The 12,564-nt window shown below is 56.5% G+C and carries 6 protein-coding genes and 1 tRNA gene (1 of these 7 running past the window's edge); 2 read left to right on the top strand and 5 right to left on the bottom strand.

Annotated elements, in window-relative coordinates:
• Positions 1-14 precede the first annotated feature (14 nt).
• Positions 15-2,873 carry an excinuclease ABC subunit UvrA gene (gene uvrA, locus BBD38_RS07950; protein ID WP_066686534.1) on the bottom strand — a complete coding sequence of 953 codons (2,859 nt, stop codon included), beginning with the start codon at positions 2,871-2,873 and terminating at the stop codon, positions 15-17.
• 376 nt (positions 2,874-3,249) lie between these two features.
• Here uvrA and BBD38_RS07945 point away from each other — a divergent pair, with 376 nt between their 5' ends.
• On the top strand, positions 3,250-4,254 hold the full coding sequence (locus BBD38_RS07945; RefSeq protein ID WP_066686532.1) for a Gfo/Idh/MocA family protein: 1,005 nt from the start codon (positions 3,250-3,252) through the stop codon (positions 4,252-4,254).
• A 70-nt stretch (positions 4,255-4,324) separates the two neighbouring features.
• On the opposite strand, the gene uvrB is transcribed toward BBD38_RS07945, so the two are convergent.
• From uvrB to BBD38_RS07925, 4 genes are all read right to left on the bottom strand, one after another.
• On the bottom strand, positions 4,325-6,277 hold the full coding sequence (uvrB, locus tag BBD38_RS07940) for an excinuclease ABC subunit UvrB (RefSeq protein ID WP_066686530.1): 1,953 nt from the start codon (positions 6,275-6,277) through the stop codon (positions 4,325-4,327).
• Positions 6,278-6,441: 164 nt separating this feature from the next.
• Positions 6,442-7,857: an MDR family MFS transporter gene (locus BBD38_RS07935; RefSeq protein ID WP_066686528.1), complete on the bottom strand. Its 1,416-nt coding sequence runs from the start codon at positions 7,855-7,857 to the stop codon at positions 6,442-6,444.
• Positions 7,858-8,028: 171 nt separating this feature from the next.
• On the bottom strand, positions 8,029-11,595 hold the full coding sequence (locus BBD38_RS07930) for an FtsX-like permease family protein (protein WP_066686526.1): 3,567 nt from the start codon (positions 11,593-11,595) through the stop codon (positions 8,029-8,031).
• A 4-nt stretch (positions 11,596-11,599) separates the two neighbouring features.
• Complete coding sequence (locus tag BBD38_RS07925) at positions 11,600-12,304, bottom strand: ABC transporter ATP-binding protein (RefSeq protein ID WP_066686525.1); 705 nt, start codon at positions 12,302-12,304, stop codon at positions 11,600-11,602.
• 200 nt (positions 12,305-12,504) lie between these two features.
• On the opposite strand from BBD38_RS07925, the gene BBD38_RS07920 reads away from it, so the two are divergent.
• Positions 12,505-12,564: transfer RNA gene (locus BBD38_RS07920), tRNA-Ala, on the top strand (it continues 40 nt past the right edge of the window).

The raw sequence follows: 12,564 nt of genomic DNA, 5'->3' as shown, positions 1-12,564 counted from the left end.
CGGCGGCCGGGGATTTATTTCTTTTTCGGCTGCAAATAATGCTCCGGGGTCGCGTTGTCAAAGATGCGCTTTAAATACTCGCCCGTATAGCTTCCCGGCGTTTCCGCCACTTCCTTCGGCGTTCCCTTGGCGATCACCATGCCGCCCTTGTCGCCGCCGTCCGGTCCCATATCGATGATGTAGTCCGCGCTCTTGATTACGTCGAGGTTATGCTCGATCACCACCACCGTATTCCCCTTGTCCGCAAGGCGGTTTAATACCTTCACAAGCTTCTTCACATCGTCCATGTGCAGGCCTGTCGTGGGTTCGTCAAGGATAAAGAGCGTATTGCCCGTCTGCTTTTTCGCAAGATGCGTCGCCAGCTTCACGCGCTGCGCTTCGCCGCCCGAAAGGGTCGTGGACGGCTGCCCGAGCTTCACATACGAAAGCCCCACGTCCATCAGCACCTTGAGCTTGCTCTCGATGCGCGGGATATTCTCAAAAAACTTATAGGCTTCCTCCACCGTCATATCCAGCACTTCAAAGATATTCTTGCCCTTATAGCGCACCTCGAGCGTCTCGCGGTTGTAGCGCTGGCCCTTGCACACCTCGCACGGCACGTAAACGTCCGGCAGGAAATGCATTTCGATTTTGATAATACCGTCTCCGTGGCATGCCTCGCAGCGCCCGCCCTTCACGTTGAAGGAGAATCGTCCTTTCTGGTAGCCGCGCGCCTTCGCGTCCTGCGTCATGGCAAAGATATCGCGGATCATGTCGAACAGCCCGGTATACGTCGCGGGGTTGGAACGCGGCGTCCTGCCGATGGGCGACTGGTCGATGTCCACGATCTTATCCACATATTCCAGTCCGTCGATGCGGTCGTGCCTGCCCGGCCGGTCCTTGGAATGGTAAAATTTCTGCATTGCCGCCTTTTTCAGGATATGGTTCACAAGCGACGATTTCCCGCTGCCCGAAACGCCCGTCACCGCCGTAATCACGCCCGTGGGAAAAGCTACGTCGATATCCTTGAGGTTGTTTTCCTTTGCGCCGCGCACAGTGATCCATTGCTTCGGCTTCCTCAGCTTCGCGGGAATCCGAATCAGCTTTTTCCCCGACAGGTATTGCCCGGTGATGCTTTTTTTGTTCGCCATAATCTGCTTCGGCGTGCCTTCCGCGACCACCTTGCCGCCGTGCGCGCCCGCGCCCGGCCCGATATCCACGATATGGTCGGCGCTGAGCATTGTTTCCTCATCGTGCTCCACCACGATCAGCGTGTTTCCAAGGTCGCGGAGGCCCTTTAAGGTTTTGAGCAGCTTGTCGTTGTCCTTCTGGTGCAGGCCGATGCTCGGCTCGTCGAGGATATACAGCACGCCCATCAGCCCGCTGCCGATTTGCGTCGCCAGCCGGATACGCTGCGCTTCACCGCCCGAAAGCGTGCCCGCCGCCCGGGAAAGCGTAAGGTAATCGAGCCCTACGTTAATCAGGAAGTCAAAGCGCGCGTTCAGTTCCTTTAAAACGCGCTCCGCGATCATCTTCTGCTTGCTGTCGAGCTTCACGGTGTTCACGTATTCGCGCGCCGCGCGGATTGACATATCCGAAAGCTCCGCGATATTTTTATCGCCGATCCTTACGGCAAGCGTTTCCGGCTTATAACGCTGCCCGTGGCATACCGGGCACGGCGTTTCCACCATATAGCTTTCGATCTCGCCCTTCATGTATTCGGAGCTCGTCTCCGCATACCGCCGCTCGAGGTTGGGGATGATCCCCTCGAAAGCCGCGTTGTAATAGCCCGCGCCGCCCATGCCATCGTATTCCACACGCAGCTTTTCACCGTTTGTGCCATACAAAAGCGCGTGCTTCACCTCTTCGGGCAGGTCCTCATAGGGCGTATCCATATCGAAATGATACCGCTTCATCATCGCGTCGAGGTAATTTTTGGCGATCGTGCCCACCGCGCCGAAATTCCAGCCCGATGCCTTCACCGCCCCCTCCCGCAGGGTTTTCGTCTTGTCCGGCACGATGAGGTCCGGGTCGATCTTTAAAAGCATTCCGAGGCCCGTACATTCGGGGCAGGCGCCGAACGGGCTGTTGAAGGAGAACATCCGCGGGGAAAGCTCCTCGATGCTCACGCCGCAGTCCGCGCAGGCAAAGTTTTCGTTCATCAGCGTTTCCTCGCCCGTATCCATGTTGCGGATCACCACAAGGCCGTCCGCCATCCGCAGCGCCGTTTCGATGGAATCCGCCGCGCGCTTCGCGCTTTCCGGCTTTACAATAATGCGGTCCACCACCGCGGATATCGAATGCTTCTTCTGCTTTTCAAGCTTGATTTCCTCGTCAAGCCCAATCGTCTCGCCGTCCACCACCGCGCGCACGTAGCCTTCCTTGGCAAGGCCTTCCAGAACCTTCTTATGCTCGCCCTTTTTCGCGCGGATCACGGGCGCGAGGATCATCAGCTTCGTACCCTCCGGGTTCTTCATCACCCGGTCGACCATCTGGTCGACGGTCTGGCGGGTGATCTTTTTGCCGCATTTTGTGCAATACACCTCGCCCGCACGTGCGTAAAGAAGCCTTAAATAGTCGTGTATCTCCGTCACCGTGCCCACCGTGGAGCGCGGGTTCCTGGCGGTTGTCTTCTGGTCGATGGAGATTGCAGGGGAAAGCCCTTCTATGAGGTCCACATCCGGCTTTTCCATCTGCCCCAGAAACTGGCGCGCGTAGGAAGAGAGGGATTCCACATACCGCCGCTGGCCTTCGGCATAGATCGTATCAAACGCCAGCGACGATTTTCCGCTGCCCGAAAGCCCGGTAATCACAATAAATTTGTCGCGCGGGAGCGAGATATCGATATTTTTCAGGTTGTGTTCCCGCGCCCCCTTGATGTGTAAATAGTCCATTTTTCCTCCGTTTATCTGTCAAAATCAATTACTTTTATTCATAACGACGGCTGCCTCCCCCCTATCGGGAACAGCCTTGCCCATCGGTGCCGGGCAGCTTTTTTCCACATTTCATTTTACCAAAAAATCCGTCGCCGCGCGACCTTTTCATGGGGCCGCGCGCCGTTCCCTTCCGCCGACGAAATAAATCCACGCGAGCGGTACGCATGCTTTTCCAACCCCGTAACGCAAATTCCAACGAATCCGGACGCACCGATTGCAGGCGCGCTCCCTCCTGTGCTAAGATAAGGTATCGGGATGCGGCCCTCTGCGCCTTCCGAGACCCCGGGGTGAACGCCACCGCGGAACCATACCAAACCACCAGGAGGCAATCGCTATGGAAACGATAAAATGGGGCGTTGTAGGAACGGGCTACATCGCGGGCAATTTCGCCGAATGCATGAATTATGTGCCCGGCGCACAGAAAACCGCAGTCACGGGCACAAGCATCGAAAAGGCCCGGGGCTTTGCGGATAAACACGGGTTTGAAGCGGGCTTCTCCGATTTCGGGGAAATGCTCGAAACGGCGCGGCCGGACGTCGTTTACATTGCCGTTCCAAACCATCTCCATTTCAGGTTTGTGATGGCGGCGCTCGAGGCCGGGGTGGGCGTGCTGTGCGAAAAACCAATCGCGGATAATACCGCCCAACTGGAACAGATGATCGCCAAAGCGCGGGCACAGGAGGTCTTCCTGATGGAAGGCATGTGGACGCGTTTCTTTCCCGCAGTCCAAAAGGCCTGCGACTGGATAGACGCCGGGGCCATCGGACGGGTGCGTTCGGTGCGGGCGGCCTTTGGTCTCAAATCCGCGCCGGATTGGCAGATGTGGAAGGCCAGCGCCGCTTCGTCCGCAGGCGCCCTGCGCGATGTGGGCGTATATTCCCTCGCCATGGCGTTCCTCGGCTTCCGCGAAATGCCGGAATCCGTCGCTTCGGTCTATACCCTGAAAAACGGGGCGGATTCGCACTCCGAGCTGATGCTGCGCTACAGCGGGGGCCGGGCCGCGTTCCTGACGGGGTCGTTTGAGATTATTACCGATCCCCGCGCAATCTTTTACGGGGACGACGGCCTTATCATCCTCGGCGATAAATTCTGGTGCCCGAACCGCGCGGAGCTCTATGCCTACGACAGCGAAGATATCCTCGCGACGACGCTTACGGAAACCTTTGAAGACGCTTATCCCTCGCATGGCTTTCAATATGAAATCGCCCACGTGATGGAATGCATCCTGCACGGCAGGAAAGAGAGCAGCCTCTATCCGCTGGAGGAAAGCCTCAAATCCGTCCGGCTGACGGACAGCCTGCGGAAGGAATGGGGCGTTCGCTATCCTTCGGACGTATAACGGCGCCTTGCCGCCGGACGGGCCGCAGCTTTGCGGCCCGTTTTTTGATTCCCAAACCTCCCCGGGCGCGTTACTTTTTCAATTCCTCGATCATATCGCGCAGCTTTGCCGCAACCTCGAACTCCAGCTCGGCGGCGGCCTGCTTCATTTGCTGGGTCAGCAGGTCGATGCGCATGTTGCGCTCGCCCCGCGGCAGCTTTGTGAGGTCCTCGTCCTCCGCCTTCTGCGAGATGGCAAGCGCCTCGCTCACATCCTTTGATATCGTCGTCGGCGTAATACCGTGATCCTCGTTGTATTTCCTTTGCAGCGCGCGGCGGCGTTCCGTCTCCCTCACGGCCGCCTTGATGGAACGCGTCATCACATCCGCGTACAGGATCACGCGGCCCTCCGCGTTACGAGCGGCGCGGCCGATGGTCTGTATGAGGGACGTCTCGTTCCGCAGGAACCCTTCCTTATCCGCGTCGAGGATGGCCACAAGCTCCACCTCCGGGATATCGAGGCCCTCGCGCAGCAGGTTAATGCCTACCAGTACGTCGAATTCCCCCAGCCGCAGGCCGCGCACGATCTCAATGCGCTCCAGCGTATCGATATCCGAATGCATATATTTTACGCGGATACCCATTTCCGTATAATATTCGGTAAGCCGCTCGGCAAGCCGTTTGGTAAGCGTAGTCACCAGCACGCGCCTTCCGCGCGCCGCAATATCGCCGATTTCCCCAAGCAAATCGTCAAGCTGTCCTTCCGTCTTGCGTATCTCGATCGCCGGGTCAAGGAGGCCCGTCGGGCGGACGATCTGTTCCACCACGTCGCCTCCCGCGAGGTCGCGTTCGTATTCCGCGGGCGTCGCGGAAACATATACCGCCTGGCGCACCCGCTCGTTAAACTCGCCGAATTGAAGCGGCCGGTTGTCGAACGCGGACGGCAGGCGGAAGCCGTAATCCACCAGCATCTGTTTGCGCGCCCGGTCGCCGTTGTACATTGCCCGCACCTGCGGGAGCGTTACGTGCGATTCGTCCACAAACAGCAAATAATCGTCCGGGAAATAATCCATCAGCGTATACGGCGGCTGGCCGGGCAGCCGTCCGTCAAAATACCGCGAGTAATTCTCGATACCCGAGCAATACCCCAGCTCTTTAAGCATCTCGATATCATACATTGTGCGCTGCTGGATACGTTCCGCCTCGAGCAGCTTGCCCTGCTCCTTAAACATTTCCACCTGTTTCAAAAGGTCCCGCTTGATGTCCGGCAGGTGCGCCAGGACCTTTTCATGATCCATTGCATAATGCGAAGCCGGGAAAATAATGATATATTTGAGGATGCTCAGCTTCTTGCCCGTCAGCGCGTCGATCTCCGAAAGCTGTTCGATTTCGTCGCCGAAATATTCCACCCGAATCGCTTTTTCGCTCTGTCCGGCCGGGAAAATCTCCACGATCTCCCCGCGTACGCGGAAGGTGCCGCGCGTCATATCCGTGTCGTTCCGCGTATAATTGATGGAAACAAGCTTTTCGAGGAGCGCCTCGCGTGAATATTCCATGCCCTCGCGCAGGGAAACGGCAAGGCTGCCGTAATCCTCCGGCGCGCCGATCGAATAGATGCACGACACGCTTGCCACCACGATCACATCTCGGCGCTCCAAAAGCGAAGATGTTGCCGAGTGGCGCATTTTGTCGATCTCGTCGTTGATGCTCGCGTCCTTTTCAATATAAAGATCACGGCCCGGGATGTATGCTTCCGGCTGGTAATAATCATAATAGGAAACAAAGAATTCCACCGCGTTATTCGGGAAAAACTCCTTGAATTCACTGCACAGCTGCGCCGCAAGGGTCTTATTATGCGCAAGGATCAGCGCCGGGCGCTGCGTGCGCGCAATCACATTTGCCATGGTAAATGTTTTTCCGCTGCCCGTAACCCCAAGGAGTACCTGCGCCCTCTTATTCTCCTCCACCCCGCGCACCAGCTCGTCGATTGCCTGGGGCTGGTCGCCCGCCGGGGCATACCGGGAATGCAGTTCAAATCTCTCCATAATGCCTCCATTTTTCAAAAAATGAGTAACTTATATTATACCACATTTCGGCAGGAAAATGATTAATTTATCCGCATTTCCATAAACACATTCCGAATGGCGGACACAAAAAAAGCGCACACCCGTGCGCCCATGCTGCGGCAAGCCCCGCGGCGGGTTTCACCCTAGGTCCGCCGCCGTTCTTTTTTGAACGCTTCTTTTTTAGTCCCGTGCACGAAGATCACCGCCAGCACCGTCGCCGCGATGCACAACACCGCGGAAAACAGGAAAGACATATGCACCCCGTAAACGCCCGCGCGAACAGGGGAGGCAAGGCCGGACGTATTCATTGACACAGACATTACCGTCACCATCAGGGCCGAACCAATCGCCCCCATCACCTGCCGCATGGTGTTGTTGATCGCCACGCCGTCCGGCATTTTTTTCAAATCCAGCGAATCCACGCTCCATGTGGTCGTCGGCATAATCAGGAACCCAAGGCCAATACAGCGCACACAGTAGTCCGCCACCAAAACGCCCATCGGCGTGTTTGCGTCGGTCATCACCAGCAGCAGCGTGCCGCCCGTAAGGAAGGCCGAACCAATAATAAGCGTGGCTCGCGCCCCCAGGCGGTCAAGCATCCACCCGGAAAGGGGGCTGGTCGCCGCCATCAGGAATGCGCCGGGCAGCAGCGTCAGCCCGGAAACAAGCGCCGTCTGCCCCAAATAGCTCTGGATATAGATGGGCAGCACGATTCCCATTCCGAGGAACGCAAAGTAGTAAAGGGATATGAGCGCGGTTCCCACCGCGAAGTCCCGGTTTTTGAAAATGCGCACATCCAGTAGGGGATTTTCAATCCGAAGCTGTCGGCGCGTAAACAAGGCCAGCGACAGGAGGCCCGCCGCAAGCGGCACAATCACAAGCGGATGGACAAAGCCGTAATCCGAAAGGCTGGTAAACGCAAGCAGCAGCCCGCCGAAGCCGCACGACGAAAGCAAGATTGAAATTTTATCGAGCGCGCCCGAAATCTCCTCCCGCTTTACATTTTTCAGCAGGAAAACGGCACCCAGCAAAATTGCCCCGGAAAGAATGGAAAGCAGCAGGAAAATACTCTGCCAGCCATAGGTATCGTTCAGCCAGCCCGAAAGCGTCGGCGCAACCGCGGGGGCAAAGCTTACCGCAAGCCCCACAATCCCCATCGCAAAACCGCGGCGGCTTAAGGGGGCCAGCTCGAGGACAATTACATTTAAAAGCGGAAACAATATTCCCGTACCGGCCGCCTGCAAAATCCGTCCCGCAAGCAGCGTCGCAAAGTTCCCGGAAAAAAGCGCAAGCAGGGAGCCCGCAAAAAAGAGCGACATACAGGTGTAGAACAGCTTGCGCGTGGAAAACTTCCCGATCAAAAAGGAAGTGGTCGGCACCATAATCCCGATCACCAGCAGGTAAATAGTCGTCAGCCACTGCCCAAGCCCCACCGACACCCCGAGGTCGGCGACAATTTTTGGCAGCGCGGACGTAAGGAGCGTCTGCGTAAGCGACCCCACGAACGTTCCCACTAAAATAATGATGATCGTCGGCATATATTTTTTATCCACGCCCATGCGCCCTTGCCTCCTTCCCGTTTCTCCACGTCAAAAGTAGTTGCGGGCGCAACTACTTTTGGTAACAGGAATAATGCTACCCCTGCCGGCCTGTTTTGTCAAGACCGCAGCCATGCCTGTCATAAAAAGCGGCAGATACAGTATCCGCCGCTTTATACCGCCCGTTTTGTTTTACTCGATCGACTTCATGGATTCCACCATGTCGATTTTTTTCAGCTTGAAGTGCAATACAAAATTCACAATACAGGTGAACGCCATGGTAAGCGCGCCCGCATATAAAAATGCCGTCCACGGAATTTCCGGCGCAAACATCACGATATCCACCTCCGCCGTCTGGATAACAAATTTTTCGAGGAACACGCCCCCCACAAGTCCGGCGAGCATTCCGATCACAGCGGAAATATTGTTCTCCCGGTAAATATACGCCGATACCTCCTTGTCGTAAAAGCCCAGCACCTTGATGGTCGCAAGCTCGCGGATACGCTCCGTTACATTAATATTCACAAGGTTGTACATCACAATAAACGCAAGCAGGCCCGCCGACATAATCAGCACGAGCACAATGCTCCCGAGGCTGTCGGCGATATCCGAGAACTGGGTCACCGAGCTTTCGGCATAAGAGATTCCCTGTATGTTGTCATACCTGAGTATCGTTTCGGAAAGCCGGCTCAGGTCCGCGCCGTCCTCCGTATTGAACATAAAAGTGTTTACCACGGGCGCCGCGCCGAAAACCTGCTCATAGTACGCGGGGGACATATAGACATAGTTCATCGCGTAATTTTCCGTAATGCCGGAAACGCGCACCTGCGCCTGTTTTCCGTCCGCATCTTCAAGCGTAAAAACGCTGCCCGTTTTAAGGCCCAGAAGCTTGGCGAGTTTCTCATTTACCACCGCGCCGTCGCCGCCAAGCGAAAGGGGCGTATGCTCTTCCCTGGTGCGCAGCGTTACATAATCCCCGAGCCCGTCCGGGTCTTCGGGCACAAACGCGGTTACGCTCGCCTTATTTTTCCCGGCCGCGGCGTCCATTCCCTGGTAAAGGATCATCATATCGTTCGCGACGCCCGGCGTACCCGAAATCTGCTGCCGGACCGTTTCCGTTTCCTCCGGCGTAATGTCGGTGCTCATCGCGCCCATCGCGTCATAGATAAAAATTTCCCCGAACTGCTTTGGAACAATGGCTCCCACGGAATATTGGAGGCCAAAGCCCGTCAGCATCAGCGCCGTACAGCCCGCAATCCCCACGATTGTCATCAGCACGCGCTTTTTATACCGGAACAGGTTGCGAACCGTTACCTTCTGCGTAAAATTCAGCTTGCTCCACAGCCACGTCCATTTCTCCAGCAGCACCCGTTTTCCCGACGGGGGCGACTTAGGGCGCATCAGCTGTGCGGGCTGCTCCTTCAATTCCGCATAGCCCGCCGCCCACGCCGAGAGCCCGGTCACCAAAATCGCGACCACCGTGCACCACACGGCATAATCCCAGCGGAAGGGCGTGATTGGCTCCGGCATAAAATAGCGTATCTGGTAGGCATGGATAATCGTTGTCGGGAACAATGTAAAACCGACGAGCAGGCCCACGATGCTGCCAATGAGGCTCGCCGCGATCGCGTACCACAAATATTTCCCCATGATCGTATGGCTTGAATAGCCAAGCGCCTTGAGGGTGCCGATCTGCGTGCGCTGTTCCTCCACCATACGCGTCATTGTCGTCAGGCACACGAGGGCCGCCACAAGGATAAAGAATACCGGAAACACCTGCGCCACCGCGTCGACCTTTTCCGCATCGTCCTGGTAGCTGGAATAGCCGGGGTTATCGTCCCGGTCCCATACATACCACACCGGCTTTTGCACATCCGCAAGCTTTGCTTCCCCGTCGGCGATTTCCTTGCGCGCATCCTCCAGCTTTTGGTCCGATTCGCGCTTGCCCGCGTCATAATCCGCACGCGCCTGGTCCAGCGCTTCCTGCCCGTCCGCAAGCCGATCCTCCGCGGCGGCAAGCGCCTTTCCGCCCGTCTTTTTCTGTGCCGCGAACTCTGCCCGGCCGGAATCAATCTCCGCCGCTGCGCCGTCGAGCTGCTCCTTTGTGCCGTCAAGCGCCTGCTTTGCGGCGTCGAGCCGGGCCTTCGTATCGTCAAGCGTTCGCTTGGATTCATCCAATTTCTGCTGCGCCGCGTCCAACTGCGCATAGCCGTCCGCAATGCCCTGTTTAAGCTGGGCAAGCCCTTCTTTTGCGGTTGCAAGCTGCTCTTCCTGCGCATCGATCGCGGAAGAAACGCCGGACAGCACCGCCGCAAGCTGCCCCTTTTGCGCCGCCTTTCCGCCCGGGTCGGCTGCAGGGTCTGTCGTCACATAGCTTTGCAGCAATGCTTTGATGCTTGGCGTACCCGCGGGCGCCAGCGCATCCAGAGCGGCCGATGCGTCGATTACATTTTTTACATCCGGCGGCAGGTAGGAAAGGGCGGGGACGAACTGGTTTGCAAAGCCGTCTACAACTCCGTTCACACCGGCGACAAGCTTTCGCCCTGCGCTGACCTGCGCCTGCCCGTCCTCCACCTGCTTTTCCAGGGCGTCGCGCTGCTGCTCAAGGCCATGCAGTTTTTCAAGCGCCGCCGGTTCCTGCGCCTCGAAATCCGCGGCACCCTTGCGGTACTCCTCCATGCCGTCGCCGTACTGCCGCAGCCCGGCTTCATATTCCGCAAGGCCCGCTTCATATTTCGCCTGGCCGTCTGCAAGCGCTTGCTGCGCATCGTCGAGCTCCTTTTGCGCTTCGGCAATCTGCGAATTATATTCATTCCTGCTTTTTTCCAGCTCCGCGCGTCCGTTTGAAAGCTCTGCCTGCGCGTCGTCAATTTTCTTTTGCGCATCCGCGAGCTCCGTACTTTGCTGCTGTTCGCCGTCCGCAAGCTCCTGTTTTGCGTCGTCCAGATTTTCCCGCGCTTCGGCCACGACCTCGTCATAGCGCTCCTCTTCCCGGGTGTCCGCAATCTGTTCAAAACGCTTAACCGCCAGTCCTACTTCGTCCTTATACGGCTGCTCAAACGGCGAAAGCCCCTGCGTTGAATGAAGGGTCAGATATACGTCCGTATAGACATCCAGCTTGAAATCCTCCGCCGGAACCATCATGAACGTATCGATCTCCCCGTCGCCGATCTGTGTTTTGCCGCGGTCAAAGGAAATATACTGCGGCGATTCCACAATCCCCACAATGGTAAACGTGTCCTGCGACAGCGTGTCCTTGATATCCTCGTCTTCTTTTCCGGCGATAAGTTTAACGGTGTTTCCGATTTGGAATTCTTCAGGGGAATGGATATTTTTTTCCACCACGCACTCCCCCGCTTTTTCCGGCAGGCGGCCCTCCTGCAAAACCGGCTTATTGAGCGCATCCGCGCTGTTAAGGGTTTGTGCGTCGAGGGAGAGCACCTTTACGATCGTGTCCGCCCTGTCTCCCACGTCTACAAACGCATCAACGGAATAGCCGGGCGTCATCGCACGGATATCCCGGTCCTGCCGGATGGCGGCAAGGTCATTGTCATTAAAACCGTAAGTCGAAACGAGATGCACGTCGCTGAGAGCGGTATCCTCGTAATATTGCTCCATTGTAAGCTTCATATCCGGGCAGCTCGCCTTGACCCCGGCAAAAAAACCGACGCCGAGCGCTACGATGCCCAGGATGGAAAAGAAACGGTTGCGGCTTCGCCATATTTCACGCAGCGTTTCCTGAACCAATTTTGACTTCATACGCCTACCACTCTATTTCTTCCACCGGAACCGGACGGTCGTTCAGTTTCACATCCACAACCTTGCTGTTCTTGAGTGTTATAACACGGTCCGCCATAGGCGTAATCGCGTGGTTATGCGTAATGACTACGACCGTCATATGATCCCGCCTGCACGTATCCTGCAAAAGCTTTAATATCGTTTTTCCCGTATCGGAATCGAGCGCGCCCGTCGGTTCGTCGCATAAAAGCAGCTTGGGATTTTTCGCAAGGGCGCGCGCAATTGAGACGCGCTGCTGCTCGCCGCCCGAAAGCTGCGCCGGGAAATTATCCATGCGCTCCGCAAGCCCGACTTCCGCGAGGGCGGTTTCCGCGTCCTTCGGTTCACGGCAGATTTGCGTTGCCAACTCCACATTTTCCTTGGCCGTCAGGTTCTGCACCAGATTATAGAACTGGAATACAAAACCAATATCAAACCGCCGGTATTCCGTCAATTCCTTTGGCGAATACCGGCTGACCTCGCAGCCGTCCACGAGGATAGTCCCTTCGTCGCACTGGTCCATACCGCCGAGAATGTTGAGGACCGTCGTTTTTCCGGCCCCCGATGACCCGACAATGACGGCAAATTCCCCTTTTTCGATCTCGAAGGAAACCCCGTCCGAGGCGGTAATCGTCACCTCGCCCATCCGGTATCTTTTATATACGTCCTTCACTGTAACAAAGCTTCCCATTGCTTTCACCGCCTGCACTTTTTCGCTACCTTTATTATATCACAATCTTCCCGCAGTGAATCCTTGTGAATGGATTGCACATAAATTTCTGTTTTCAATAATATACCCGGTTTCACCCTGAAGGAACGCATTCCAATACATTTTCCTTCCTAAAAACAGATTTACAAGGAAAAATTTGTATGGTATAATAATCCGCATATGGGGCATTAGCGCAGCTGGTAGCGCACCACAATGGCATTGTGGGGGTCAGGAGTTCGAAT

The organism is Christensenella intestinihominis (assembly GCF_001678845.1).
Taxonomy (GTDB): domain Bacteria; phylum Bacillota; class Clostridia; order Christensenellales; family Christensenellaceae; genus Christensenella; species Christensenella intestinihominis.
This window is presented reverse-complemented; position numbering and strand designations above follow the sequence as displayed.